28 protein-coding genes are annotated in these 26,437 nt (G+C 34.0%); 10 read left to right on the top strand and 18 right to left on the bottom strand.

Annotation, left to right across the window (positions count from 1 at the left end; all coding sequences use genetic code 11):
• Window positions 1–13: 13 nt before the first annotated feature.
• Genes K5783_RS00835 through K5783_RS00815 form a run of 5 tightly spaced genes read right to left on the bottom strand, consistent with a single transcriptional unit; the run spans window position 14 to window position 9,435 of the window.
• Entirely contained in the window at window positions 14–1,504 is a 1,491-nt protein-coding gene (locus tag K5783_RS00835) for a hypothetical protein (RefSeq protein WP_297471689.1), read from the bottom strand.
• Window positions 1,501–2,046 (bottom strand): phospholipase D family protein, encoded by a 546-nt coding sequence (locus K5783_RS00830; protein WP_297471688.1) that lies wholly within the window; start codon window positions 2,044–2,046, stop codon window positions 1,501–1,503. Before K5783_RS00830 ends, K5783_RS00835 begins: the two co-directional genes overlap by 4 nt.
• Window positions 2,039–8,623, bottom strand: a complete 6,585-nt coding sequence (gene drmB, locus K5783_RS00825; RefSeq protein WP_297471687.1) for a DrmB family protein — start codon at window positions 8,621–8,623, stop codon at window positions 2,039–2,041. Before drmB ends, K5783_RS00830 begins: the two co-directional genes overlap by 8 nt.
• A gap of 51 nt (window positions 8,624–8,674) precedes the next feature.
• Window positions 8,675–8,881 (bottom strand): hypothetical protein, encoded by a 207-nt coding sequence (locus tag K5783_RS00820; RefSeq protein WP_297471686.1) that lies wholly within the window; start codon window positions 8,879–8,881, stop codon window positions 8,675–8,677.
• Entirely contained in the window at window positions 8,878–9,435 is a 558-nt protein-coding gene (locus tag K5783_RS00815; RefSeq protein ID WP_297471685.1) for a hypothetical protein, read from the bottom strand. The genes K5783_RS00820 and K5783_RS00815 overlap by 4 nt, the downstream gene beginning before the upstream one ends.
• Window positions 9,436–9,627: 192 nt before the next feature.
• Between K5783_RS00815 and K5783_RS00810 the strand changes: the two genes are divergently transcribed.
• From K5783_RS00810 to K5783_RS00795, 4 genes are all read left to right on the top strand, one after another.
• Entirely contained in the window at window positions 9,628–10,857 is a 1,230-nt protein-coding gene (locus tag K5783_RS00810) for a hypothetical protein (protein ID WP_297471684.1), read from the top strand.
• 16 nt (window positions 10,858–10,873) lie between these two features.
• Window positions 10,874–12,025 carry a hypothetical protein gene (locus tag K5783_RS00805; RefSeq protein ID WP_297471683.1) on the top strand — a complete coding sequence of 384 codons (1,152 nt, stop codon included), beginning with the start codon at window positions 10,874–10,876 and terminating at the stop codon, window positions 12,023–12,025.
• Between the two features lie 90 nt (window positions 12,026–12,115).
• A complete protein-coding gene (locus tag K5783_RS00800; RefSeq protein WP_297471682.1) occupies window positions 12,116–13,468 on the top strand; it encodes a DNA cytosine methyltransferase in 1,353 nt (450 codons plus the stop codon).
• Between the two features lie 108 nt (window positions 13,469–13,576).
• On the top strand, window positions 13,577–14,272 hold the full coding sequence (locus K5783_RS00795) for a PmeII family type II restriction endonuclease (protein ID WP_297471681.1): 696 nt from the start codon (window positions 13,577–13,579) through the stop codon (window positions 14,270–14,272).
• 11 nt (window positions 14,273–14,283) lie between these two features.
• Here the strand turns inward: K5783_RS00795 and K5783_RS00790 are convergent, their stop codons facing one another.
• From K5783_RS00790 to K5783_RS00780, 3 genes are all read right to left on the bottom strand, one after another.
• Window positions 14,284–14,505: a hypothetical protein gene (locus K5783_RS00790; RefSeq protein ID WP_297471680.1), complete on the bottom strand. Its 222-nt coding sequence runs from the start codon at window positions 14,503–14,505 to the stop codon at window positions 14,284–14,286.
• A gap of 300 nt (window positions 14,506–14,805) precedes the next feature.
• Window positions 14,806–15,210 (bottom strand): very short patch repair endonuclease, encoded by a 405-nt coding sequence (locus K5783_RS00785; protein WP_297471679.1) that lies wholly within the window; start codon window positions 15,208–15,210, stop codon window positions 14,806–14,808.
• Between the two features lie 27 nt (window positions 15,211–15,237).
• Entirely contained in the window at window positions 15,238–15,459 is a 222-nt protein-coding gene (locus tag K5783_RS00780; RefSeq protein WP_297471678.1) for a hypothetical protein, read from the bottom strand.
• Between the two features lie 130 nt (window positions 15,460–15,589).
• Here K5783_RS00780 and K5783_RS00775 point away from each other — a divergent pair, with 130 nt between their 5' ends.
• The gene (locus K5783_RS00775; RefSeq protein WP_366939161.1) at window positions 15,590–15,880 is read left to right on the top strand and encodes an ATP synthase subunit C; all 291 of its coding nucleotides are present in this window, start codon (window positions 15,590–15,592) and stop codon (window positions 15,878–15,880) included.
• 43 nt (window positions 15,881–15,923) lie between these two features.
• Window positions 15,924–16,055, top strand: a complete 132-nt coding sequence (locus tag K5783_RS00770; RefSeq protein ID WP_297471676.1) for a hypothetical protein — start codon at window positions 15,924–15,926, stop codon at window positions 16,053–16,055.
• Here the strand turns inward: K5783_RS00770 and K5783_RS00765 are convergent, their stop codons facing one another.
• From K5783_RS00765 to K5783_RS00740, 6 genes are all read right to left on the bottom strand, one after another.
• Window positions 16,056–17,210, bottom strand: coding sequence for a hypothetical protein (locus K5783_RS00765; RefSeq protein ID WP_297471675.1), 1,155 nt, complete (start codon window positions 17,208–17,210; stop codon window positions 16,056–16,058).
• Window positions 17,207–17,770, bottom strand: coding sequence for a hypothetical protein (locus K5783_RS00760; protein ID WP_297471674.1), 564 nt, complete (start codon window positions 17,768–17,770; stop codon window positions 17,207–17,209). Before K5783_RS00760 ends, K5783_RS00765 begins: the two co-directional genes overlap by 4 nt.
• A complete protein-coding gene (locus tag K5783_RS00755; protein WP_297471673.1) occupies window positions 17,767–18,258 on the bottom strand; it encodes a hypothetical protein in 492 nt (163 codons plus the stop codon). Before K5783_RS00755 ends, K5783_RS00760 begins: the two co-directional genes overlap by 4 nt.
• A gap of 174 nt (window positions 18,259–18,432) precedes the next feature.
• Window positions 18,433–19,458, bottom strand: coding sequence for a plastocyanin/azurin family copper-binding protein (locus K5783_RS00750; RefSeq protein WP_297471672.1), 1,026 nt, complete (start codon window positions 19,456–19,458; stop codon window positions 18,433–18,435).
• 2 nt (window positions 19,459–19,460) lie between these two features.
• Complete coding sequence (locus tag K5783_RS00745; RefSeq protein WP_297472680.1) at window positions 19,461–19,940, bottom strand: HEAT repeat domain-containing protein; 480 nt, start codon at window positions 19,938–19,940, stop codon at window positions 19,461–19,463.
• A 78-nt stretch (window positions 19,941–20,018) separates the two neighbouring features.
• The gene (locus K5783_RS00740; RefSeq protein WP_297471671.1) at window positions 20,019–20,408 is read right to left on the bottom strand and encodes a response regulator; all 390 of its coding nucleotides are present in this window, start codon (window positions 20,406–20,408) and stop codon (window positions 20,019–20,021) included.
• A gap of 89 nt (window positions 20,409–20,497) precedes the next feature.
• On the opposite strand from K5783_RS00740, the gene K5783_RS00735 reads away from it, so the two are divergent.
• The 3 genes from K5783_RS00735 (at window position 20,498) to K5783_RS00725 (ending at window position 23,054) form a co-directional block, all read left to right on the top strand.
• The gene (locus K5783_RS00735; protein WP_297471670.1) at window positions 20,498–21,082 is read left to right on the top strand and encodes a response regulator; all 585 of its coding nucleotides are present in this window, start codon (window positions 20,498–20,500) and stop codon (window positions 21,080–21,082) included.
• A gap of 121 nt (window positions 21,083–21,203) precedes the next feature.
• Window positions 21,204–22,295, top strand: a complete 1,092-nt coding sequence (locus K5783_RS00730) for a HAMP domain-containing sensor histidine kinase (RefSeq protein WP_297471669.1) — start codon at window positions 21,204–21,206, stop codon at window positions 22,293–22,295.
• A gap of 96 nt (window positions 22,296–22,391) precedes the next feature.
• Window positions 22,392–23,054: a TlpA family protein disulfide reductase gene (locus K5783_RS00725; RefSeq protein ID WP_297471668.1), complete on the top strand. Its 663-nt coding sequence runs from the start codon at window positions 22,392–22,394 to the stop codon at window positions 23,052–23,054.
• Between the two features lie 88 nt (window positions 23,055–23,142).
• Here K5783_RS00725 and K5783_RS00720 read toward each other — a convergent pair whose 3' ends face one another.
• The 4 genes from K5783_RS00720 to K5783_RS00705 all read right to left on the bottom strand — a co-directional run bounded on the left by K5783_RS00720 (window position 23,143) and on the right by K5783_RS00705 (window position 25,729).
• Window positions 23,143–23,505, bottom strand: a complete 363-nt coding sequence (locus K5783_RS00720) for a DUF6659 family protein (protein WP_297471667.1) — start codon at window positions 23,503–23,505, stop codon at window positions 23,143–23,145.
• 66 nt (window positions 23,506–23,571) lie between these two features.
• Window positions 23,572–24,126 (bottom strand): hypothetical protein, encoded by a 555-nt coding sequence (locus K5783_RS00715; protein ID WP_297471666.1) that lies wholly within the window; start codon window positions 24,124–24,126, stop codon window positions 23,572–23,574.
• A gap of 1 nt (window position 24,127) precedes the next feature.
• The gene (locus K5783_RS00710) at window positions 24,128–24,583 is read right to left on the bottom strand and encodes a 50S ribosomal protein L15e (RefSeq protein WP_297472678.1); all 456 of its coding nucleotides are present in this window, start codon (window positions 24,581–24,583) and stop codon (window positions 24,128–24,130) included.
• Between the two features lie 246 nt (window positions 24,584–24,829).
• Window positions 24,830–25,729: a peptidase gene (locus K5783_RS00705; RefSeq protein ID WP_297471665.1), complete on the bottom strand. Its 900-nt coding sequence runs from the start codon at window positions 25,727–25,729 to the stop codon at window positions 24,830–24,832.
• A gap of 148 nt (window positions 25,730–25,877) precedes the next feature.
• On the opposite strand from K5783_RS00705, the gene K5783_RS00700 reads away from it, so the two are divergent.
• Complete coding sequence (locus K5783_RS00700; protein ID WP_297471664.1) at window positions 25,878–26,414, top strand: YbgA family protein; 537 nt, start codon at window positions 25,878–25,880, stop codon at window positions 26,412–26,414.
• The last annotated feature ends 23 nt before the right edge of the window (window positions 26,415–26,437 follow it).

Raw genomic sequence — 26,437 nt, 5'->3', positions numbered from 1 at the left:
CCCCGCTCAAATCTCAATAATTCTGTGAAAAAATTCTTGAATACATCATCATATTGACTAAAATTGGTAAATTTTCAATAAGAAGATTCATCGTAGTTGAAGTAAGATGATCAGATGCATTATTTGATATTTTTAATTGTGATTGTGCAGATTCGCCCCATTCTTTTGAATTAACACTTATCAAATCAAGGATTTTTATAATTGTAATTAGTGCATTTTTATTTTGTAAAATTTCTGGATCATAAATTAAAAGAAAAGAAATAATTGTTGAGGATAATTGATGAATTGCCCCATCATAATTTATGTATATTGGAAATAATTTTTCAATTGATTTTTCCATATTGTTTTCAAAATCACTAATTGATTTAAAGGAAGAATTGAAAATACCATCTTCAGAAGAATTATTTTTAATAATTTCCGAAACATCAACAGAAAGTCTACTTATTTTATCCACATATGTGATACTGGAATTCTCTTCCAAGAATTGAAGTCTTTTTTGCATTACAATACTAATTAAATATGTTAAGTCATTTGACTCTATTTTTTTACCAACGCTTCCAATAATTATTGAATAGTATGGCTGAGAAAAACTTTGTCTTAAAAGTAATCCAGTGAACATTTCACCATCTTTAAATAAATTTGCAAGACTCTCAATTAGGAGTACTGTGCGTTTTTCTGAAGAAATATTATTTCCGTCATCTACAAGTATTACAACATCTGCATACATGCATTTAATATTCTGTGTTTTCAAAATTGTTAATGATTCAGATTTTCTTCTAATTTTTATAATTTTAATTAAAGTTTTATTCAATTCCAAAACATTATTTTCATAAATTTTACTACTTGAGTGATAAATTAAATTATTAATTGTGGGTGACGTCGTGTTATGTGGGGCAGGTAAATTCCAATAAGCATATTCAAAGCAACAATCGATGATTTCTTTTCCTTCAAGAATATTTTCGTGACTGCCACCTAGTCGTAAAATATTTGTGGATGAAAATTGGGCATATTTTCCACTATTTTCATGACTGAATTTAGTATAGATACCATTTCCAATGGAATCAATGGTTGAGTCATTAATAGAATTTAGCCCTATCTTGGAAAGAGATACGTGGTTAAAATTTAATAAATAACACGGCATGAATTCTTCAACTCCTGGATAGTATGCATTGCCAATTTTTTTATGAAGATGTTTGAATGCCGGATGGATGTGATGAATGATTGGCATTGGAAATTTTATTTTAAAATAACTTGCATCCCCTTGTACATTTCTTATCGTAAAAAATCTCAGGAGGTTTGAATCATCTCTATTTTTAGAAGATATCTTAAACGATAATCTTTCAATTCTTGCTTGAATCGATGTACAATCTTCAATCATACGTGTCATTAGATTTTTTTTGTAACGAAAATCAAAGTTTGGGAGTAATTTATCAAATAAAGTAAAATCAAAGTCTTGTTTCTGGTTAAATTCGGCATTTTCAGGATTGTATTTTCTCTCACTCATGCATTTTCTTTCCTAATTTCCTCAGATAGTTTTGAAAGCATTCGTGAAAGATCAACAGCAACATTTCCTTTTATTTTTAGCATTATTTCATAATTTGACTCCAATGCACCCTTTGAAATATTTGCAGACCCAATTAATGCAGTTGTTCCATCAATTACAATGAGTTTTGCATGCAAAATTTTATTTAGATTATTAATTTTTGTCTGCTTAAAAAATTGTGGAAAAAACTGTTCTGGTTTATCACATTCCAATTCTTGAATTTTTTTTCTAGCAAATGAAGTAACAGTATTGTTTTTTCCATCATCATTAATAATCATATTAATTTTCATGGTAGGGTCACCAAGTTTTTTTTCAAGTAAATTAAAAAAATGACGCATCTCACTACTGTCATGTCCTGTAGAAAAGGATGAAATTTGTATGGAAGAATCAGCTTTTTCTAATTCGCCAAACAGGAGATCAGCAATATCTACAGCATGGAATCCCATCCATACTTTACCTGATGCGCCAATGGCTTGGACATCTCCAATAGAGTAATTATCCATTTAAAGTGCCTCGAACTAAATTTCGATCGAGAAATTTGTTAAGATAGGCACAAGAAGTTTCGGAATTCATCAAGCAGATATGACATGCTGCACCGGTTCTTTTGTGATTGTTAATTTTTGATGCAGAGCATATCGGATCATTTGAACATGAGGTTATTTTACGTAGGGTTTTGTTTACAATAACTGGAAGAATTCTCTCATCAACTAAACTTGTTAGACCCCCAAGAGTCCCATCAGTACCAGGACTTGAAGCATAAATGAATATTCCCGCAGTAAATGTGTCATCAGGCTTTTTTACACAGTAAATACGCTCTCCTAGAGAAACTCCTGAAAATCCAGAATCAATTGAAAGCTGATTAATAAATTCATGTGCAAATGAATGCCACCAAACAAAAAGAGGATTTGTTTGCAGATTCTGACGTTCTAGCGCATCTATGTCTTGCTCTTTATGTTCTTCATTTTTTAATCGTTTAATTTCAATATTATTTTTTTCTAATGTTTCTTGATGAATTTTTTTCCATACAGCATAATCATCGTTTGATTTTTCAAAAATATCCATCGCGTCCTTGTGCACTTGCGGATTCAAATGTATGAAAATTCCTTCTCCACGTAATTGATTTGCAAGATACCATCGTGAATCATTTTCATCCTTGTAAATTTCAGTATCTGAAATTATTTTCCCAATTCTTATGTCGGAATTTCTATCGTCATTAATTCCAGGAGGTCTAGGAGGAGATATTTCCCTACTGTATCCTGTTTGTACTTGAGTTACGTTCACACCTTCAAAGGGCATAGATTCGAAGGACAGATTCCAAGTAGTGGTGAATTTGATTGGAAATCGTTTTCTAGTAGAAATGGTTCCCGGAGTGATCGATACATTAGGCCCATTTTCACGTGTTAGAGTTTCTAAACTGCTTAATTCCTCTTCAAAAGATTTTTTTTCGGATAATAATTCAAGAGGGGTTTCTGGTTTTGCGCTAAACTGTATGATTTGATGGACAACATCTGTAAATACATCTTCTCGCACATTTTCTGTTTTTCGAATCAATTCTGAAGTAATTTCTTTATGATCCTTTTGTTCATCTCGCAAAATTCTCACAAAATCTTCTTGAGTAACAGTTTGTTTTTCCGGATGTTCGTATTTCAGATAGGTTTTTACAAATTGGGTGATTGCTCCTGCAAGCGGTTGTAAAGTGTTGAACAATTGTGATTTTTGTGGCTTAATTTCCATCGAGGTTGCAACAAGAGGCATTCTAATACTCATCTGTGTTTTGTTGGTCAATTTTGCTTTAGACATGTTTCCATTCCTTGTACAACCGTGTCGATCTTCACGATTGGTTTCTGCAATTTTTGCAGTACAAGCGATTTGCCCGGTACCAGATCTTCCCTTAAGTGCTAAATTGTCCACAGATGAATTACAAGTACTCTGAACAAATGTGCCACCATTCCAATAACCCATGCATCGAATTACGGCATTGTCATTATCACCAGAAGAGATAACTGAAAATACTTTTCCATTACATTGAGTTCCATTCTCACGATGAACCTCAAAAGGCCAATTTACGTCATCCAGATGGCCTTCAGAACAAGCAATTACAAGTGTTGATGCAGCATAATTTTTACTTTTTTCATTATTATCAACTGATAATCTTTGACACTCAGGACATTTTACATATGTCCCATCATCAAAGTTAAGCTCAGCCAGAATCTTTACATTGTCATGAATCTTATTTGTGCAATACACCCACTTTGGAAAAGCATCACAGCGATAAACTTTTTCCGTTGCTGGAATTATCAGGGAGGTGTTTGTAGGTAAAGAAAAAAGTTTCAATTTTCGCCAATTAATATCCGTGTTAGTCCTAAGTAACATTCGTCTCATCCTAGAATCATTGACTTCATACTTGTACAATCCTGAAATACCTTGTAAATTATCATCAGCAAAATTACCTTTGCCATTCAAATTTCCAACCAGGCTTTGAATAGAAGGGACTACAAAAGTATGATATTTTCCAGACAGTAAAGTGCCAGGTCCATAACGTGTAATGAATTGTGAAGGACGGATCTCGGTAGTTATATCTAGCCCACCAAAAAAGGTTGCAGCAGGCTCTGTTTGCCTAAGTGAATTGGAAGCATTTTCAAAGGCATGAGGCAGATCAATAACTTTATGACCAGGAGTTCCGAGAACTACGCATTTTTCAGGAATAGAGTTTGGGATTCTTTCCTGATAAACAAATTCTTTTCCTTCATTGTGTAATTCTGTTGCTAATCTATGCCAACGTGCTTTAGATTCATCAAAATGAGTTGCAAATTGTTCCTCATACATTTTCCTAAAAGGCGCAATTTCATCAGATTGTGAAATTTTGATTAGTGTTTTACGAATTTCCTTGACATCATCATCATTATTATGATCTCTCATACGATCTGGCCCATCTGATGTTACCCACTTGCTACTAACAGGAATTCCATTCACATTACGCGCATTTCTTAAAATTGCAACAATTATCGGGCCAAGACATAACTCCATAGCTTCATCTGAAAATGGAGATGCGGTGATGGGTTCTACAAATTTATGTATCATTCTATGATATCCAATAAAGTTTTCATAATGATTAAGATCTCTTGCACGACCTGCGCGTAACCAGGTTAATACAAGACCAAAATTAGTCCTGCCTACACGTCCCGAAGATTGAATATATCCTGAATTTGTTTTTGGCTGATTCATGATTTGTATTATACCAAGTCTAGTTACATCAATACCAGTTCCAAATACAGGAGAAGTTTGAAGTGAATCAATGTTGGAAGATTCTTGTAATTCACCTAAATGTTTTACAAGGTCTTGCGCATCAGTTTCACTAGACAATTGAATATTTTTTTCATAACTTAGAAAGCGTGATGTTGAATTGAGACTGATTTTAATAGAATTTTTTTGCAGTTTAGAAAGATTTTGAAAAGAATCTGGAAACTCGTCAGGAATATGTAAAGGAGTTATTTCAAATGAATCTAATTGTGAATTTACAGATTCAAATTCGGTGGACGAATTATCATTAATAACTGAGATCCATATCTTTTGATTATTTTTTATTTCATAGTTTAGCTTGTTGTCAAAATTGAAATTATTTTCACCAACAATACATTCTTTGTAGTCAGATGTAACTATGGGTTTACCAATTGGAGATCCGTCTTCATAAAGAGCAATTCTAATTCTGCCAGGAGAATTTGTACAAAAAACACTCACAGTTTCAACAGACATTTCTTTATCTGAAACAACAGGGAAAAGCCTTAATCCTTCAGGAAAAGATTGATTATTCACTCGTGTTAAAGAGTTCAGAATTTTAATAGAACTGAATTTTTTGACATTTGGCACAATATTTTCTGAATAATAATTTGTAAATTTTGACAGTAATGACAAATCAGTAAAATAAGAAACAAAAGTCCAATAGGGATCTGTTTCTTTAATTATATCTGCCCTTTCTTTAGCAGTTAAATCATAGAATTCAGGATGTTTTCTCATCTTAAAAATTTCAGCCATTATAATTGACTGTGATTGAATTGGAAGATATACGGCAGTTTTTCCACTTAGCATACCAAGATAAAGTCTTCCAGGTTTTTCATCAATACATGATGGGTCTTCTTCAATTTTAGAGAAATAGTTATCAAAAGAATCAATTCCAGGACTGGGAAAAATTGAAACCTTTTTTCTAAAGATGGTTCCAACCTGACTTTCAGCTTCTTTGATAGTCGCACTAGATGCAATATATTTTGGTTTTAATCCATTGTTAGAAAGTACATCTACTGCCATTTCATAAATTCCCATCATACTTCCCAACGGGCCTTCGATAAGATGCAATTCATCTTGTAAAATCAACGAAGGTGGATTAAATCCAGGAACATCTTGAAGTTCTTGTGGAGGGATTTGAGATCTAACGCCATTTTTCAAAAGGGGGGATTCAATGGTGCTTCTTCGCCCGTATCCAAAAACAGGATGGACAACATTCACATTTCCAAAAATGGATGAGCATTTAGGTTCAAAAGGGAGGTTTGCAAATTTATCAACTGTTGTAATTAAAAAGCTAGGACATTTGGAGTAAACTATATCATCATACAAAAAAGCAGAAATTGGCACGGATGTTGAGAGATATCTAGAATTTTTAATTTGAAAAGCTGGAGGTATTGACGCATTGAATTTATTTTCAAGTTTTTCAAACCATTCAACTTGATTTAGTTCACAATCTTTATTTGTACAAAACATTGCAAAATCATATCGTTTTTCACCATACTTAAGAAAAAAGTAACCAGGCATGGATGGAGCAGTAGATTGAAGTGGGTCATCCTCATCAGCTGTAACTAATTGGTTTTTTACACAACCTATCCACCATCTATCAATTAAACTCCTATCAAGTGATTGAGTGTTTTTTTTAGGTTTAATATCCATAGTTAATCTGTAATAGTATTCATTGTCAGATGGATGTGAAACAATTTCAAAGAGTGGTTTCGTATCAAGAATAATTGAATTATCTTCAAATAATTCTTGAGGCAATTTTTCTAGAATGTCTTTAGTTTTTGATAATCGAACTATCCAAGTAATTTTTGTAAACTTTTGATTGATTTTTTGGTCTTTTGGGACACATAAAATATTTTTACATACAGGACAATTCTGTACTTGATCAGGATCTCCTGCAGATTCAGATCTTTTACGTTTTTCATGCCATTGTGGCAATAGTGCACCCTCACAATTAAGCAGAACCTTGTTTGTAGATCGTTTGTATCCACATGAAAATGTTTTTGGCGTGATTTTATTTCCTATCCACAGACCAATAGAGAATCTTTGATTTCCCCAAAAAATTCCATCATCTAATTTTTTTAATAAAATAGGATCCGATATTCTTTCAGACCCTGTGAGTGCATCCTGAGGCAGCCAGTTTGTTACACGTCTAATATCAGATACAACTATGGCTCCTAATGCTCTATGAAATTGCTGGACAGTAAGCAGCCTTAGAGTATATCTGGAAATAACACTGACTCCACCATCATTACTTAGAGTTACACCATTGCTTTGATTGGAATCAAAGGATAGGCGTCTAAATGCAATAGCAAAAATAACAATCCCGAGATATGCCTCAGTTTTACCGCCTCCCGTAGGAAACCAAAGTACGTCTGCTTCATCTCGTTCTTCAGGAGATTCCCCAGTAACCCCAGTTAGACTTTGTAAAATAAACGCCATTTGAAATTCTCTCCAGTTAAGTTTATCCCCTTTAGGATTTCGTTCGTTTCGGGTATCATAGATTCGTTTATCATTCATCACAGCATTCATAAAACAAAAAGCAGCTCTTGCTTTTTCATCATTAATTAAAAAATCAATTCCTTTGGAAATTTTTTCTTTAGATTTAGTACAAACTTTGAGATGTTTAATTCCAGTTTCTTTAATAGACTCACTAATTTTGCCCAAAGATGCATCATTAGTTAGTTCTTCATGTCGAAGATCAATCCACTTCCCATAATCTTGTTCTATACTTCGAAGTTGGTCTTCAAGATCTTTTTTATTCCAAACATTTGAAAGTAATTCTGCATTAAATTTATGTTCTGATTCGGTTTCGGGATTTAAAATAGAATAAAGAGGAAGGTACTCTGTTCGTACATGTGTCTTTCCAAAAAATTCATCCTTTATTTCCTGAGGAACAATTTGAGAGTCCTTCCAAGTTATTTTTTTAATGTCGCCTTCAAAATATTCAGGATCAACATCCTTCCATACGGCAGCACAAAGATATCCCTTGGCTTTAGTTCTAAGATTGTGATACAATAATGCATCGGATTTATCTTGTTCATCAAGATCTTTGGAATTAATAGAATCTAAATCTCCAATGTCACCAGCATCATTTACAATTACTCTGATTTGGGGTTGAAAGATTCTATCAATTTCTTTTTGACGTTTTGTAACATCATACTGGGATTCATTTACTAAAAATATCCTAATAACCCATTTATCAGAATCTTTAATTTTAGTAGAAATAACATGTAGAAATACTCCTCTATGTGTAATTATGCTGCCGTTAACACCTGATGTTAATTCAAGAGGAGGGAATTGAATGTCAGGATTTATCCAATTAGTTGCAAAAAAGTTAGGACGTCTATCAAAGATTCTAGGCGTTGTTCCAAATTCCAAATTTTTAGTGTATCGTGCCCAAGTTAAACAGATTTTAAATTTTGGAATAATTTTTTCAGCATTTTGAGTTTCAACATTATTTTTAGTCTCCAAAACAAAAGAAATCCCAAGAGAAGACGCTCCTTTTATCAGATTTAATTCAGTGTCAACATCCCGTCTAAGATGATCCAAGCCCTGGGTGTTTTCATTGTTAGAATACGCGTCAATGTTTTCTTCAGAAATTTCATTAATATCGGAAATAAGTGCATCATCTATCAGTTTTTGATCGGGGGATACAGAGTTATTTTCAGGCAAATATGATGAATTTAGAACCCCCAATTCATATTTCAGATAAGGTTCCTCGATGATTTCATTATAACCGAATTTTGGTCCAAGAAGATTTTCATAAAGTGCTTTAACAAGATGAGTTCTAATCATTACTATAGTATAATGAATTATGAGAGTATGAATTAAAGATGATCATGACTTTCAGTTTAAAAGACCATTTAAAGTAATGAGTAATTTGTCTAATTTTTCAATTTTATCCTTCTTTACCATATCTCGTACAACATTAACAGCATTATCAGATAATCCATCAAACCTAGAACCTAAATCAACTACTACATCATCATGAATCTGATGAGTCTTATGTACACTAACAATACGCTTGCCAGTTTTCTCATCAAACATCATCATTGAAATGACCTCCAAACAATTTTTTGACTTGGCTTTAGTACGAATGATTTTACCGTTTGTTTTGCCTTAGAAGGTTTACGGATTGTTTGGGCCACAATCCTTTGTATTTTTGATTTTTTTAATCCAATTTTATCACATGGTAAAATATCAGGGTTGATTACTTTGGTGTCACACAAAATAGCAGCTTCTTCAAGTCCTTTATCACAGGTTACCAAGGTAGTTTTAGTTGCTCTAGCATATGCTAAAATATGATCATCGCCATCGTGTAAAGTTGGGCATTTAGTTTGCAAGTAAGATGCATCATTAATCATTTCATTAGTAATAGTGCCAAAAACAATTGTTGCTCCAATTGATTTTTTGATTTGTTGGGTTATAGTATCTACGGCAAAACCAAATCGGTTTACTTCCATCAAAGTTTGTGAGTTTAGATGTATGGTAGATTTTTCAAAGTTTATTCTACAAGATAGTAAGTTACCGACATTTGGATTTTCACAAATCTTGATTCCTACGCATGTATCAAATGTGTAGTTATGCTTGTTTGACCCATTAACCATGTTAGGCAATAGGCAGTAATCTATATAAGCATATCTTTATGTATGATATAAGTTCGTTATGCTAAATGTAAAGTAGATCCAAATATGATAATTTTATGCCTAATTTCATAAAATAATCTGATCGCTAATAATAAAAAGTCATTTTTACCTTTATACATAGTGTTTTATAGTAAACACCTAGTATAAAGACCCATGAAGAAGAAAATTCATTATGAAGTAATGGATAAACATGCAGCAAGAATAAGGGAATTAGTAGAGAATGAACGATACAGAAACTCTGATGTTTTCATTGATACTGCAGTCAATATTTTGCTAACCTGGGAGAGTGACCACCCAGAGGACACCATGAAGATTATGCAATCAATGATGCCTTTTACACCCATTCAAGAAAAATTCATGAAACAGATGATGAAAGATCAAGAAAGAGAAAGGCACTTTGGAAAAGGCGAACATGAAGAGGCAATAGAAGAATCAGAAAAACAAAAGACACTTGCAATATCAGATCATGATCATGTAAGATTACAAAGTAATATTGACAATGTTTTAAAATTCATAGCACGATTAGAAATTTCAAAACCAAATAACGTGTACGAGTACGATGGATATCCATTATTATTTAGATTCTACAGTAGATTCTTCCCAGTAAAAATAGTGATGGCAGTATTAGCAAATATGTTGTATGAAAAAAACCAAACTAAAGTAAAGTTAACAGATTTCAGGGCAGCAGCTTATGATATTGCTGAAGAAATTTCGAGTCATCTCACAGAAATAGAAAAACAAAATAACATTCCAAGAAATAAGAAAATTTCCACAGGATTACCAAAAAAAGGACAAGAAGATGAAGATATAGAAAAAATTGCACAAGCTCAAAAGAGATTCAAAGATCAATATATTGGAAAGCTACGAAAAGATAGAGAAACAGGAGAAGAGTTTGTAGAAGGAGCGCCAGGAGCATTAGGATTAATTTATGTTTTTGAAGAAAATGGAGAAAAATTTGTATCAATGACAGAAAAAGGAAGGAAATTTGCTTTAATGTACAATCCAATTATTAGCGGGAACTATAAAGAAAATGCTCTTACAAAAGAGGAATCAGAATTTATTATAAATGAGCTTATTCCAGTGCTAGAATTAGAAAAACAATTCATCGATACAGCACTGATTACCATAGAAAAGCATAATGGAAAAGAGAGGATTACAGACGTGTTAGATGAAGAATTTCTTAAAACATTCAAAAAATTCAAGGCTAAAAACCCAAAAAAAGTTGCAGATTATGCTTTGAACAACATTCTAACTCTTGCAGACGGTATAACAAAAAAAAGGATTGTTGGATGGAGGGTAGCTACTATGGGAAGAATATCCGAATTAAGAATAGTTAATTGGGAAATCAATTCAAGTGGGGAATCAGAATACTCCCTTCCATAATTGAGAGGTGAAATCAATGAATCTTTTTGTGGGAAAAATTAATTCACTCATTAAGGAATTTAGCAATAAAGTAGAAACAGAAATCAAAGAAGGAGAATATCCAGTTGCCACACCAAAAGCAAGTGAACCAGTCATTGTAAATAATAAAAACCTCAAGAAGGCATCCAAAATTCTATTTTCATCAGATAAATCACAGATCTCAGACGACATAATACTTCATTTTAATGAACTTGAGAAATTAATTCCATTTTCATCCACTCCAAAAGCATTTCATTCAGCATGGGAACTTAGAACAAATAATCTCAACAAATTTGCAGCAGATAGATTAGCAAATGAAGGAGCACAACTTATTCCGCAAAATAAAATTTCAAATATTTTTGGAATAAGAGATCAACAAGGAGTAATGTTAGGACCAAACAAACGACTTATTATGGGAGTTAGACATTCTGCAGGAAATTATGATGATGAACTTGATGATTTACGATTTACATATCAACCACCACGTACCGTTCCTGGAATGTTACGTTATAGATGGTGTGAGTTTCTTAGCAAAAATCTTGAAATTCCATTTACAATGCTGGCAGTAATTTGGCTATGGTATTCCATTGATGTTAAAACAAAAATTCCAATATTCATAATATCACCTGCACAGATTATAAATTCTGAAAAAAACTTGAGGGATTTTGGTAAATCTCTGAATAGCCCCTTAGAACTACAAATTGTCAATAGAGCCGAAGTATACAAGTCAATTCATCGTTTTGAATCAATGCAAGATACATTAGCAGAGATAAGATTCAGAAGTGATCTTGATGTACGACTAGCAGAAGAATGGTCATTTGAGGAAATACATTCATCAAAAAAAGGAAAAGAGATCAAAAAATGGTTCAAGGACAATGATAAAAAATGTCCTGGAAGTAAATGTGGACACATACAATTTGATGAGATTTCAGATTCAGAGATCGGTTTTGGACATATAATTCCTCAAGACTGGGCAATAACATTTCCACATTATCAAACTATTCTTCATCATCCTGATAATTTGTATTTGACATGTAACAAATGTAATTCAAGCCTTGGGAGTAGCTTTCCAAATAAAACCAATAGCTCACAAGAAGATATTGAGAAATCGGGCACCATAGGGGATTGGCTAAGGAGGACAAAAACATGATGAACTTGTATTGTATAAACTCATCACTGACATTCAGTAAATGTTGGATCAAAGAATCATTTTTTAAACAATATGGAATTTTTGAATAATATGTTAGTAAACAAAAGTAAAAATAAAAAATATGGCAATCCCACTGTAATTTCATTATTTACTTGTGGAATGGGAATGGATAGAGGATTTGAACTTGGGGGATTTCAAACAGTTTACGCAAATGACATTACAAAATTTGCTTGTGAGACAATTAGAAATGTAAAGAAAGAGGAAATAGGAAAAAAAACACTGCATCTTGATGAGGGAAATATTTTCGACATTCCGTCTAAAAAAATCTTGGAAAATATAGAACTTGAAAAAGGAGAACCAGACTTAATCATAGGCGGCCCACCATGCCAATCTTTCTCTACTGCAGGCACGAGAAAGGGGCTCAAAGATGAAAGAGGAATGGCGGTGATGGAGTATATTAAGAAAATTAATGAGATAAGACCAAAGGCATTTGTATTTGAAAATGTCCATGGAATAATTTCTATGGCAATAGATCCAATGTCATTTTACGACAGAATCGAAATGAATGATTCTGAACTAAGACGTTCACAAAGAAAAGGTTCCTTGTTTAGATATATCGAAAATAAATTCAATGAATTAAAAAAACCAAAAGAGGGAATTGGATATACCATTAAACACGACATATTGAACGCTGCAGATTTTGGAATTCCACAAAACAGGAAACGATTTGTAATGATTGGAATCAGAAAAGATGTCGGAAATGCAGAAGAAGTGATGGATAGGATTAAATCAAAAGCCAAATATGCAGATCCAAAAAAAATATCTACTAGAAAAGATCTGCAAATAAAAGCAGTCAAGTATCAAGAAATAGCCAACAAAGCTTTAGAAAACAATAAACCAGAAAAAGCTGAAAACTATCAAAGAAAAGCAGATGAGTATAAGAAAAAAGCTGAAAAACTAGACAAAAAAGAATGGAGAACATTGAAAACTCTTAAAAATAAATTTGAAGGCGAAACCCCTGAAGAATACGTTAAATTTTCAGCAAATACAATGAAATTTCTCAAGCACATTCCAAAAAAGACAGGAGGTTGTTGGATAGATTTACCGAAGAAATTGCAAATAGAAGCAATGGGAGGAGCTGCAGATACTGAAGATCCTAAACGAAAAGGAAAACAAGGAGGACGGCGTGGATTTTACAGAAGATTAAGTTGGGATAAACCGGCTCCAACACTTGTTACATCACCAACACAAACAGGCACTTGTATGGCTCATCCTGAATACGATAGGCCATTAAGCGTAAAGGAATATGCTATCATCCAAGGATTTCCAACAAATTGGAAATTTCAAGGTTCACTTGCAGATAGATACAGGATGATTGGAGAAGCTGTCCCAGTGAAACTTGCAATGATTATTGCAGAAACAATTCATGAACATATCACATAGATTTCAAACTTTAATCTTGAAATGATGCTCCCAGGATTAACGAAAAGAAAGCGGTTTGTCATCTTTAACTAATTCCTTGGATTTTACAGATTTTTCATCACATAAAACATGTCAAAAGAGGCTCAAATTCAGGAACTTCTTGCAAATTTTGTAAAGAATGCTTCAGTGATAATTGGGAAATTATCCTCTGAACGAATGATTGAAGAAAGTGCAATCAACCCAATTCTTGCAAAAGCATTAGGATTCAAGGATTTTGATTCGCTTGCCAGGTTTTATGTTTATCAAAGGATAGGACGAAGTCTTGTAACAAGTTTCGGCATGAAGATGGAAAACCTTGTAAAATTAGTAGTTGACGGTGAAAAAGGGGAATGGTGGGATGTCGTTAAAAAATCAAATGATGCAAACTACTATGTCTCTGTAAAAAGCGGGCCAAGGGATATGAACAAGGATCAGACAGTGGAATTTTCACGCCGTGCAAAGGATGTTATGAAAAAAGACAACAAGGCACATCCTTTCATTGCAATGGGTTACGGCAAAAAGGCATGGCCCGTGATTACAGATACATTAAAGAAGCAAAATCTAGATCCCGACAAACACACATTTGTAGGAAAGAGATTGTATGAACAGTTGAGTGGGGAGAAAGACTATTACCTAAAATTACTTGATTTTGTAGTTAACGTTGAGTCCAATGTTATAAAAGGAAAATCAATTCTCAATCTGATTGACGAGAAGGTTGAGGAAATAAGCAAGTCATTCAAGAAAAAATACAATTCTGTTGATGAGTTACTTTTGGATACTTTTTAGAATTCAATTTTTCAGCAATAATGCAACATCAGTTTTAAGAAAATATAGTGGTTTTTAAGATATGTCTGAATACATGTTGTCTTATCTACATAGTTCTCAAAATCAATTCTTGGAAGAATATGAAAAAGATTCAATGTGCCTCTATCAATCAATAGTCCTTGTTGCATTCGTTGTTCAAATGACTGTTTTTCGTATTCAAAAATATCAGTAAATGATGTAATTGCATTTCCCACATGCTAGGAATGGGATGATTTTTTATTTAAGGAAAAAGGATAATTCTGATGCAAATCCAAAATAGTACTAGTGTACGATTTATTCAAAAGCAAATTTGTGAATTTTCTACCATGGAAAACGAAGTTCTTTCCGAAATTATTGAAGTGAAGGGGAAGTGAATGAAACAAACTCAATGTAAAGGGCCATCTAATGGATCAGGCAAAACAGGAGAACCATCTGGCGGCGGTAGAGGAAACAATCTCTCCTAGAAAATAACAACTGCTGAAAAAACCAGTGCAAAACTCCATTTTTTTATTATTTCATTTTTCCAATACTTTTCCAATAATTCTGTCAATGCATACACCTGTTCTCTTTTTGATGTCGTGCTCCCAGAACCTCAGGACTGACCAACCATCCTTTCTCAGTTTTCTTGTTATTTTGGCATCGCGTTTCATGTTTCTCTTGATTTTATCCTTCCAGAATTTTTGTCGTGGTTTTTTCTTGTTGTTGTAATTATAGCCGTGCCAAAAGTCGCCGTCACAAAAGATAACGATTCTTTCTTCCTCAAGAACAAAGTCAGGATTGCCATACATCTTCGGATACATTTCAAAAGGAAACCCTAATCCTTTGAGAATCTCGTTCATCTGAAGGTCAATCCTTGTGTTGGTACCTCTGATTCTTGACATGATCCAAGATCTTTTTTCAGGGGAAAATATGTCAGTCATAATTTTCTTGCATTGAGATATGCCTGATCATTGAATCAAAAACAAACCGTATCGCTGCTTGCTTATCTTTCTAGACTCAATCTCTCCCGAATCAATCAAATCAAGGATATGATCCCAAATCATGTTGTAGGAGGTTCCCCACCTTTGAATGAAAATTCTTCCAAGTTCGGTTTTTGTGATGCCTTTAGGGTTGGAACTGCTTTCTTTGACTATCTGGATCAGTTTTGTACAAATTTCGCTATCATCCACAATTACTCTAAGAAGTTATAGTGCTTGCAATATTAAAAAAGATTATTTTTTCAGAAGATACACATCATGATTTTCCAGTGTTAAGTTAAATATAGTAAAAAAATCTTTGAATAAGATGAAAACTATCGTCATGCTGTTTTTGGCAGCATCAGTAATTTCGATTCTAGGTTCAACTGGAGTTGCATTTGCTCAAGAAGGCGGTGCATCTAATGGCGAATCTATGAAACTTCTCGGTGCTGGCTTGGCATTTGGTATTGCAGCGGGTGGAGCAGGAATAGGTCTTGGCCAGGTAGGTGCAGCAGGTCTTGCAGTCATTAGTGAGAACCCAGCCTTGCAATCCAAAGTGTTCATCTTCGTAGGCATGGTTGAATCAATCGCAATCTACGGTATAGTTATGATGTTCATCATTTTAGGACAATAACTATAGTCAGAAGATTAATCAAAGTTTTAAATAGAAATGTCCTATGCAAAGTATGCTTGATTCAGATGCATTACAAAAAATATTTGATAAAAACAACATAAAATTAACAGAGATTGAAAACATGCCCGAAACGATACGAGTAATTTTAAGTGAATATCTTAGAAAAGAAAAATGATTAGAATCCTCTAATCATGGGAACAAATCTTAGATGGGTATCATTAATGTGTTGTATGATGTTTTTCTGTACTATACGTTCTACAATTCGAGTAAATATCGGTGTACTCGTCATTGCTTCATGTGCACGTGCAAGATAGAATAAGATTTGATATTTCTTTGGATGTACTTCTGCACCTTTGTAACCTTTGATTATTCTGTGTAGATGAATTAAATCCAAATAATTGTCTACTGGGATTTGAAATTCCCGTATTATATCCCGACTTGGATCATTAAGAGTATTTTCTACATTGTCAATCAATAACGAATGTGGAGAAAAAAAGTTAATTTTGTTAAGTATCAAATCTTTATTGGTAGAAAATCCATGTGATTGTTTTAATGCAACAATATCGAAATTGGCTCCTATAGCAACTGCATGAGGATTACTGGTGTCAGAATCTCTATCTTTCCTTTCTATCTGACAACCAAAAAACACTATTTTTTCATTATTGAAATAACTATTGAGAATAATATGTTGAGGGATTGTGTTTGCCCATGGTCTGTGAATTAATGCAATAATCATAGGTTCATCTTTAGATTGCATATAATCAAGTATTTTTTTCAGATTGGTTGGATCCATCCCCATGTCAAAAGTGAAAATTGTTGATTGATTTTCATCTCGTATATGATGATTATCAATAAATTCAATATAGTCAGAAATTCCCAAATCTAAAAATGGATATGTGATTAGATTTGAGCCCACTCTACTTTGTAAAAATTCAGCCTGAATTTCAGCAAATTTTATTTTTTCAGTTTTAGTCCAACCTCTTAAAACATCACTTGTTGGTTGGAATATTGATATTCTTAGAACAGAACGACGTGTAATATCGTTAAACTGTTTTACTATGTTTATCAGATGTGTTGCTTTTTTACCATCGTTTAAAAAACCATCAATATTTTTGGAATCCAGTAATTTGAAATCAGATGTTATTTCGCTAGGTAATGTTTTCAATAACGGTACCCCAGATCTTGCATTATACTCTAATCGATTTGTTGTTTTATGCGGTGTGTATATTACACCATTATCTGTAATTATGCGAAAAACTCGACTATGATGAAATGGTGCAGATTTTGGCACGTCTATACGATCAATTAGTTTGACATCTTCAATTATCATTTTGTTGGCACCTGTTTATCATCATCCCAATCAAGTTGCTGATATCTATTTTTCAATACGGAGTTTTCCAAATAATCTGGATAATGGGTGTAAACTACATTTAGAATTCCTTCTGGGGTATGGGTATCCCATTCTTCTCTACTTGTTTCCAATTTTTCTTGTATATCATTAGGCAACTCATTGAACTTATCTTTTATGTAATTCATCCCATTTGGTGAAATACTAATTGAGAATTGATTCGATCGTTTGTCTCCACCACTAACTTTGAGATGATTTGAGAATACTAATTGATCTATAGTATGTTCTACTTCCTCACTATAAGGTCCAAATCTATGTTTTTTAAAATACACTGGTTGAATGGGAATTTTATCTAATACCAAATTTAATGCTAAGAATACTTCTTTTTGCTGTTTGATTTTACCTTTGATTGGTTTTCGATCTGAATATAATAAAAAGAGAATTGCGTCGCTCAAAGTATATTTAAAATCAATTTTCTCTTTTCGAATTTGTTCATCAATTTCTTGCAATGTCAAAGTATTGTCATGATTAGTATCTGTCATAATTTTGGAACCCCCATGGTTTTCATCGTATAGTAGTATTTTTCTTTCTCCTTTCTGATAAAGGTGCCGAAAGTTCTTTTGCCGTCATAGTTAAAACAAATGTAAAGTTGACGTTTTATAATCATATTTGAAAGCCAAGAGACTTTATCACTGTGTCTTCTTACTATGCCAGTTCTATGTTTTGTCAACAAATCAGTTAACGACACATTATCAGGATAATAATATTTGATCAATTTTGGAATGTTTTCTTCACCTTTCAAATGTTTAAGAATTAAGTTAATGTCAATATCTGCCCAAACATACTTTTGATTGCAACCATTACAAAGAAAATATTCTTCTTTTTCAGGATTTGGATCCATTTCCACATTTCCACTACCTGATACTTCTAGTGCACCTGCACCAATACCTGCTTTTTTTACTCGATCAGAATAAGGGTTTTTTTTAATTGGTTTGCCTCCACAAAAAGGACAAACATCGTGATTTTCCATTTTTAAAACTCGTTTTATGGATGTTTTAGGAATAAATAAAGTTCCTACTTGTTGTCAGCCCACGAAAGTTAACAGATGGAATTTTTTTAAAAGATCAGTAATTGATTATCGAAAGTCTTGTACAATAAAAGAATTTTTTAAGAATATTTTAGAAATTAGAAAATCAGAAACACATCATTCCACGATAACAACGCCAGTCATCCAAGGATGAACCATGCAAAAGTAATCGTATTTTCCTGCTTTCTCAAACGTATGCTCAAAAGTTGAACCAGACATGAACAAACCAGAGTCAAACACTCCGGTCACTCCGGCATTAACAGTTCCACTACTCACAGTATGAGCTGCTGAATCATCATTGCTCCAAGTAACTGTTTGACCAACAGAAATAGTAATTTCATAAGGCAAGTAACATTCGTTTGTCTCTTCACATCCTGGAATTGCAGCGCCAGGTGGAATTGAAACTATAGATGTTTTTTCCGGTTCTGCAATTGCTTCTGGCTCCATCACAGGTTCTGGCTCCATCACAGGTTCTGGTTCAGGAGTTGGCTCTTCAATTACTACCATCTCTTCAACATCATTGACAATAACTTGACCAGTCATCCAAGGATGAACCATACAAAAGTAATCAAAAGTTCCCGACTCATCAAAAGTAAATTCAAAAGTTGAACCAGACATAAACAAACCAGAGTCAAAGACACCGTCATGTCCATCTGAAATGTTTCCACTAGTTACAGTATGAGCTGCACTGTCAGGATTATTCCATGTTACTGTATCACCTACAGAAATTGTAATTGAAGAAGGCAAGTAACATTCGTTTGTCTCTTCACATCCTGGAATTGAAGAACCTTCAGCAATGTTTACAGTGTGAGCCCCAGTTACAGGCATAGTCATTGTTGGTTCTGGTGTTGGTTCAGGTTCCGGTTCTGGTTCTGGTGTTGGTTCAGGTTCCGGTTCAGGTTCTGCAACCACACATTCACCGGCATAATCTAGTTTCACATCAGCGGCATTCAACATGCACATATTGCCATAAGTTTCACCATCAACACCACACACAGGATTCCACTCCATTGTGCAGACAGTCGGCTCTTCTACTGAGACCATTCTTGGTTGAATGATTTCATCAGGATTCATTGCAATGAATCCAAGAGACACAGCCGCAAGAACGCCAACTATTACAATAATTCCAACCGAAAAATCCAATCTCATCCACCCGTTAACTTTGCAAACTGTTCATTCTTACTTAACTTTTCCATAAATTCAATATTAGATAGCGCGACAACTGCAGATTCTACGACTGGCAGGTCTGGATCGTTTAATGCCTTTTGAAGAGCTTCTTTTGCATCTTTATTTCCCACAACACCCAAAGCAATTGCTGCCTCATGTCTGACAAACATGCTTGGGTCATTAAGGGTCGCATCAGTCAATGGTGGGATTGCACTGGAATAACTCATCTGGCCCAATGCAAATGCTGCCTCATGCCGAACCAGTTCATTTTCATCATTTTTTAAAACTTTGGCGATATACTGAACTTTATCTTCTCCACCAAAATCAACCAGGATGCAAGCAACCCTTGTTCTAACCACATAATCAGGATGCTCCAAAAGAGATACAAAATAATCAGTGTCTTTTTGCTCGTACTTTGACTCCATTTCAGCAAAAAGAGCCAATCGTTCTTCAGTCACTGCTTGCAATTTGTTTTGAAACTTTGTGTGTCATATATTAGGGTACTTGAAAAAAAGTCTAATCATTTTAGAAACATGCTAAACTTGCAGAAGCTTCTTTTCTTTGAATATCTTATTTATCACATCAACAACTCGATTCAGATCAATAGGTTTTTGCAGAACGTCAACTGCGCCAAGTTTCAATAATTTTGGCGTGTCTTTTTTTCCTTCCAAGGCAGTGATAATTACAACCTTGGCATTTTTATCCACTGCCAAAATGTTGTTTAGCGCAAAATACCCGTCATAGACAGGCATTGCCAAATCTGCCAACACGACATCCGGATTATATTGCTCAAAAAGTTGGACTGCCTCAACACCGTTTTTTCCCTGTCCCACAACATCCACGTTATTCAGAGTCAGGAACTCGCAAAAAACATCCAAGTTGGATTTCGAGTCATCCACTACAACAACACGAGGATTAATACCCATACAAGTACAAGGCCAAAATGCTAGATTACGAGTTGTTTGTAATTTTATTACAAACAATCCATAATATCATATAAAACCGCCAGTTCAATATGGCAAACCCATTGCGCTTCAGTAAGATCCTCATCGTAGATGATTCAGAGGCATTCAGATTGAAAGTGAAGAGCATCCTCATAGATGCTCAAATAGGATATTATTTTTATGAAGCAAGAGACGGGAAGGAAGCAGTAGAGCAGTATATCTCTAAAAAACCACATGTTGTGATAATGGACATACTGATGCCCAAGGTCGATGGCCTGACTGCAATAGCTGCAATCAGAAAGTATGATCCTAATGCAAAAATAATAGTTGCGTCAACTAAAGACAACAAAGAACTAGTTGACGACGCAATAAAGACAGGCGGGGCAAAAGACTTTATCTTCAAGCCATTTCATTCCGGAGTGGTTGTGATGGCAGTTTCAAAACAACTGCTTATGAAAAAGGAAATAACAAAACCTGCAAACAATTCCACAAAAAAGCCACTGGTGTACAACGGTGTAACATATGGAAGTGTAAACGGAATCAGTAATGACGGAGAGTTCATCCTTAGCGTAAATAAAGATGAAGAAGCAGACAAAATCGTATCACAAATGCAAGATATTGAGGATAGGGGAAATTATTACGAGATAATTTTGTGAGTCCACATATAACCAGTTACAACAATTACAGTTGAGAACATACCATTTAGTAAAATAACAAATTATGTTTGTATGAAACAAACAAAGAGAAAACTATATGCTGATTTTTCATATATCGCCTATGCGCAAATATCTTGTCAGGAAGAACTTTGATGAAAACAACACAGATCCCATGAATGCTCCTAACAGAACAGTGTTTTATGAAAAAGAGAAAAAATCATATGAGCAAAACACACAAAAATTGTCTTCAGAAATTGAAGAGGAAGTAGAACCAACCGCCTCATTGATTCAAACTAAAAAGATCGATTCAGAAGAGGACCAACCATTACTTAATACGGAAGCAAAAAGAATTTTTCAAGATTCATTAGCTGCATTGAATGCAGCTGACAAACAAAGAAATGACATTATCTACATGCAGTTAGAATCAGAGAAAAAAATATCCCAAGAACTTAATAAAAAACTTCATGCAAATTTATCAAAAATTGCAAGCGCAGAAGTAGATCTTATAAAAAGAAAGAACCAATTAGAAGACGAACTACATGAGAAGACTAAACAGCTAGTAAGCTCTGAACGAATGGCAGCAATAGGGGAATTGTCAGGACGTCTCGCACATGAGTTACGTACACCCCTAACTGTCATTAAAGGGTCTGTAGGAGTTCTAAAGCTTAGAAAGGGGACAGAGATTGATAATTTTGTCATGGAAAGACTGGCATTGATGGAGGAATCTGTTAGTAGGATGAACCATCAAGTGGAGAAGGTTCTAAATTATGTTCAAAAGATTCCACTAGATAAAAAAGATGTTTCATTAAAACAAGTTCTTCAAAAGTCGCTATCACTGATTGAGAATCCAAACGTAACAATTCTCACTCCAAAAAACGACATCACATACAACTGTGACTCGGTAAAAATGGAGATCATATTTGGAAATCTTTTGTTAAACGCAGTTCAGGCAATAGGAAATGAATCAGGACAAATAGCAATCGAACTTGGCGAAACAGAAGATTCTATCAAAATCACGATTCAAGATTCAGGATCTGGTGTGCCAGATGAATTAGGTGAGAGGATTTTTGAGCCACTAGTTTCATCGAAACAAGATGGAACCGGCTTGGGACTCTCCAGCGTAAAGAACGTCGTAGAGCAGCATAATGGTAAAATCAGTTTTACAAATAATCCAACAAAGTTTACAGTTGTTTTTCCAAAAGCAACTAAATAAAATCTGAAAAAGCATAATGAGATTTCAGATGATTTTTAGATCTCAATTACGAATAATGATCAATTAGTATTTAATGGAAAAAATACAACAGTCATCATGAGCGCAGTAATAGGCGAGAAAGTACCAAATTTCGGGGTTTCTGAATGGGTTCAGGGATCTCCAACCAACTTTGACCAAGAAAAAGACCACATTGTGATTTTGGAAGTATTTCAGGTCAATTGTCCAGGATGTTTTATGCATGCACTTCCAGAGGCAATTGAAATCTACAACAAATACAAAGATGACGGAGTCAGAGTTTTGGGTCTTGCCACAGCGTTTGAAGATTTTGATAAAAATACGCTGGATAATTTGAAGATGCTTGCAGAAACTGGAGAGGTAGTTGGCGAGACAAAGAATGCGCTCTCAATGTACGGACAGCTCAAAGACGGAAAACTACCTTACAAGATTCCATTTCCGTTAGGAATGGACAATTTAACAAAGACTTCGGGTGAAATCAGCCAAGAAAAGATAATGCAATTCATATATCCGCAAATCCCCGATTTTGATTCTCAATCAGAGGATTACAAAAAACAGATCATTCAAAGAGTCAAGGACTATATGAAATCAAAAGAATATTCGGCTGAAACCTTTGAAAAATTTGCATTGCAAGGAACGCCTTCTACCATCATAGTAGACAGAAAAGGAATTCTCAGAGATGTGTCTTTTGGACAGACTGGACATATAGAGCCATTAATTCAAAAATTACTCGCTGAAGACTGATTCAGTGAATCAAGACAAGCGATATTGATAAAGCAACAACTATGACAAACCCTCCAATCAGGGCAATTTTTGCATTATCCACAAAAGACTAGTCTTGATTTTTGTAATAAATTTTGATCACTTCATCAACTACAACATTTGTATCGGAATCTTTTTCAGCGCTGACTAACAGCAGATGATCATCTCCAAGATAGAATGAAAAACGTTTTACTTTATCATATTCACCCAGAGTGTATTTTGTCATGCCAAGCCATTTTGACATATCCTTGCGCGCCTTCCAATCCATGATTGAGAGATTGACCAACTCTTTTTCAGCATGGTCAGAAAGCAAATTTTCAATCCCTTCTCTCATCCCACCTGCAACGCGTACTGCCCATTCATCGTAAACTGTTGCAAATCTAATTTTTGGATCTGCGGCTAAGATTTCAGAGCAAAATTTTTCATAATTCATTGATTGTATGGCACATCTCAAATTATTAGAGTTTTTGTATTAGAATCAGATTTCAAGTAATAGAAACTAGGATTTTTGTTTCTTAATTTTTACAACAACAACTGCAGAGACAACAGCTAAAAATCCTACCAATATCAGCCATCCAAGTGAATCAGGCAATGTTTCTCCTTTTTGCAATGGCGGTAGTTCTTCTGGAATTATTTCAGATTTGTCAGTTAAGCCGTCAAGATAAGTAGTTCCAAAAATTTCCAATTTGTTTTCACCAGAACCAGTAAAATTCAAAGTAACAAAAGAAATTTTTTCATTGGAGTGAACTTTCGGGAAATAAGGCTGATCGTTTAGATAAAATGTAAAATTTCCTCCCAAAAGTGTTTGAGGGATAAGCAACTCTCCCAAATTACGTTCCAATCCACTATTTATGAAGAGAGACAGTTTCTTTTCATCTTTGTCAAAATTAAAATCTTGAATATTAAAATTTGAAACTGTTTCAACTTCAAAAGTATGTCCACCCGTTTTAACATCTAGTCTAGTAACTAATCCTGTTGCATCAGATAGCGATTGTCCGTATGCAGGAGAAATTACAAAAAGTAAAACTAGTGAAACTAAAAATAATGTTTTCAACTTATGCAGTTTGAGGAATCTGTCTGTTTAATTCTTTATCCTGAGCAATTCGTGGATGCTGTGGATCTGCTAAAATTACTTCAAACCAGTAATGCATTCCGTCTTTGTAGATAAAATATGAACCTAAAAGTTTCATGTTTGGGTAACGTTCAAGAACTCTTCTATTTGCAACAGTTTTCATATCATCATCGGCCTTGATTCTTGTGACACCCAGATGTTTTGGTCTCCTACCACCAGTAGGTCTTTGTTTTCTCATACCACCAGTTCCGACTCTCATTCGGACAACAATGATTCCTTGTTTTGCTTTGTAACCTAATCTTCTAGCTCTCTCTATTCTACTAGGTTTGTCAATTCTAGTGATAGCATTTTGTTTACGCCATCCTACAATGCGCTCACGTAATTCAGGAGCATTCTCATTCCAAAGTCGGATCCATGTTTTGTCTTGATGACTAGGCATATCAGGCATAGAAAAATCCCCATTAATAACTGTAAAATCGTCATTCTATTCTCTTTAACTATATTCACGGCCAAATATTCCCTATTGTTACCCCGTACCAGCTTTTCTATGAATCCCTAAAGACAGAAGCCACTAAACGAGTTTATCGGATCCAGATAGAGAATTCTTTGAGCATGCAAATGCGGATTACCAAGTATCGGCCATACATGAGAGGTATAAAAATAAAAAGGAAAAAGGGGGAAGAGCCTATTCCAAGTTTAATTGGACGGTCGCACTTCCAAAGTTCTCATTGATTCTAAATTCATAATTCTTTGAAGAATCATATTCAAACTCAGTTCCACCATATCCAATGTTTGGTCCAAAGAGAATATTGAATTCTCTCGAATCATTTGGATTTAGTGCAATTTGTCCACTGGTAAAATCCATGCCAGAATATTTGAAGGCCTTAGAACCATCCCAAACATCATATGCACATATTTGTGGACTAGTGCAATTTAGTGCAACAATTTCAGAACTTGTATTCTCAGCTAGCATACGAATTGAAAGTATTGGTTGTCCAGTTGGACTAATCTCAAATCCATTTCCTTCAGAATTTATACCAAACCAATAGTATGTAATTGGCCCAACGATGAATTTCTCAGCATTCATTTGATATTTGTATAACATTATTGCTTTTTCAATTGGTTTTTGGCAATCAATTCTTTTGTAAGATTTAACAATTTCAGAGCACTTTTCTAGTTCTGCTTCAAGTTCTGCTAGTTTAGAATCATTGTTTTGTGATTCAGAAGTAATTTGTTGTGGTTCTTCATTATTAACAACCGAAATCAATCCAGTCATCATTAAATGTTGAATACCATTTACAAATTCATCATCAGAAATGATTCCTTCAGCCCACCAACCTGCGTTGTTCTTAACCCAAGCTGGAACACCATCTGATTTTTCAGAAGAAACATTTGTTGGAGGTACTGCAATGATTCCATCTTTGATCAAAAACTCTATTCCTGTTAAAAATTCAGTATCTGAGACAGTGCCATCAGCCCACCAACCTGCGTTGTTCTTAACCCAGGATGGTACTTCCGCATAAGCAAAAGATGTTGCTGATGTAACCAGTAGAATCGCTGCGATTGCAGTTATTGTGGTTTTCATTAATGGAATTTTGCATTCATTACATATAAGCTAGTGCTAAATAATATTCTAGTGCTAAAAATACCAAATAGATGAGATAGAAAAAATCTAGTGGTAAACAGATTACAATTCGTTCTGCCTTATATGCAAAATAAAATAAATTTCAAAAGTGGATAAAAATCAAGAAACTCTCAATACAAAAGAACAAAAAGTATCAGAAAAACAAATCAGGGATTATGTTATTGAGAGATTTGAAAATGTAAAGACTTCAAACAAAATAAAAAATTTGATTTTGTTTCAAGCCATGAATAAATACATGATAATGGCACATGATCAAAATGAATTAAAAATTTTAGGCAACATTGTTGCAAGTAACAAAAAAATTCAATTTTCAGAAATTTTAACAGAGTATGAAAAGCATTTGAGAAAAGCATTTGAGAAAGAACCTACAACTAAAACACACAGCAATGTTCTAATGCATATTTTTGGTTATTTTTCTAAAGATTTCACACAATCAGAAAAAGAACAGTTCTTTGAACACCTAATACAATTTCAAGAAAAAAAGATTGCAATAGGAGATATTCTTGCTAGAATAAATCCAATGATTTTTAGATTTAATAACACATACCTTGCCAGTCAAACTTATTTTCTGCTATATGTAGAACCTCATCAAGATAATCTATTTGATGTTTTAATGAAAAAGTGATAAAATTGAAAAATGAGGGTTGT

The sequence above is a fragment of the Nitrosopumilus sp. genome (assembly GCF_025699125.1).
Lineage (GTDB): Archaea > Thermoproteota > Nitrososphaeria > Nitrososphaerales > Nitrosopumilaceae > Nitrosopumilus.
The sequence above is the reverse complement of the archived record's forward strand: the minus strand, read 5'-3'. Positions and strand labels throughout refer to the sequence as shown.

Excerpts from the sequence above, each read along its gene's own strand:
- K5783_RS00765 (WP_297471675.1), bottom strand. The coding sequence starts at position 17,210 with ATGATAATTGAAGATGTCAAACTAATTGATCGTATAGACGTGCCAAAA.
- K5783_RS00800 (WP_297471682.1), top strand. The coding sequence starts at position 12,116 with ATGTTAGTAAACAAAAGTAAAAATAAAAAATATGGCAATCCCACTGTA.
- K5783_RS00710 (WP_297472678.1), bottom strand. The coding sequence starts at position 24,583 with ATGCCTAGTCATCAAGACAAAACATGGATCCGACTTTGGAATGAGAAT.
- K5783_RS00830 (WP_297471688.1), bottom strand. The coding sequence starts at position 2,046 with ATGGATAATTACTCTATTGGAGATGTCCAAGCCATTGGCGCATCAGGT.
- K5783_RS00720 (WP_297471667.1), bottom strand. The coding sequence starts at position 23,505 with ATGAATTATGAAAAATTTTGCTCTGAAATCTTAGCCGCAGATCCAAAA.
- K5783_RS00725 (WP_297471668.1), top strand. The coding sequence starts at position 22,392 with ATGAGCGCAGTAATAGGCGAGAAAGTACCAAATTTCGGGGTTTCTGAA.
- K5783_RS00820 (WP_297471686.1), bottom strand. The coding sequence starts at position 8,881 with ATGATGATGTTTGATGAGAAAACTGGCAAGCGTATTGTTAGTGTACAT.
- K5783_RS00775 (WP_366939161.1), top strand. The coding sequence starts at position 15,590 with ATGCTGTTTTTGGCAGCATCAGTAATTTCGATTCTAGGTTCAACTGGA.
- K5783_RS00785 (WP_297471679.1), bottom strand. The coding sequence starts at position 15,210 with ATGACTGACATATTTTCCCCTGAAAAAAGATCTTGGATCATGTCAAGA.
- K5783_RS00705 (WP_297471665.1), bottom strand. The coding sequence starts at position 25,729 with ATGAAAACCACAATAACTGCAATCGCAGCGATTCTACTGGTTACATCA.
- K5783_RS00770 (WP_297471676.1), top strand. The coding sequence starts at position 15,924 with ATGCAAAGTATGCTTGATTCAGATGCATTACAAAAAATATTTGATAAA.
- drmB (WP_297471687.1), bottom strand. The coding sequence starts at position 8,623 with ATGATTAGAACTCATCTTGTTAAAGCACTTTATGAAAATCTTCTTGGA.
- K5783_RS00815 (WP_297471685.1), bottom strand. The coding sequence starts at position 9,435 with ATGGTTAATGGGTCAAACAAGCATAACTACACATTTGATACATGCGTA.
- K5783_RS00805 (WP_297471683.1), top strand. The coding sequence starts at position 10,874 with ATGAATCTTTTTGTGGGAAAAATTAATTCACTCATTAAGGAATTTAGC.
- K5783_RS00740 (WP_297471671.1), bottom strand. The coding sequence starts at position 20,408 with ATGGGTATTAATCCTCGTGTTGTTGTAGTGGATGACTCGAAATCCAAC.
- K5783_RS00760 (WP_297471674.1), bottom strand. The coding sequence starts at position 17,770 with ATGACAGATACTAATCATGACAATACTTTGACATTGCAAGAAATTGAT.
- K5783_RS00795 (WP_297471681.1), top strand. The coding sequence starts at position 13,577 with ATGTCAAAAGAGGCTCAAATTCAGGAACTTCTTGCAAATTTTGTAAAG.
- K5783_RS00735 (WP_297471670.1), top strand. The coding sequence starts at position 20,498 with ATGGCAAACCCATTGCGCTTCAGTAAGATCCTCATCGTAGATGATTCA.
- K5783_RS00755 (WP_297471673.1), bottom strand. The coding sequence starts at position 18,258 with ATGGAAAATCACGATGTTTGTCCTTTTTGTGGAGGCAAACCAATTAAA.
- K5783_RS00810 (WP_297471684.1), top strand. The coding sequence starts at position 9,628 with ATGAAGAAGAAAATTCATTATGAAGTAATGGATAAACATGCAGCAAGA.
- K5783_RS00730 (WP_297471669.1), top strand. The coding sequence starts at position 21,204 with ATGCGCAAATATCTTGTCAGGAAGAACTTTGATGAAAACAACACAGAT.
- K5783_RS00835 (WP_297471689.1), bottom strand. The coding sequence starts at position 1,504 with ATGAGTGAGAGAAAATACAATCCTGAAAATGCCGAATTTAACCAGAAA.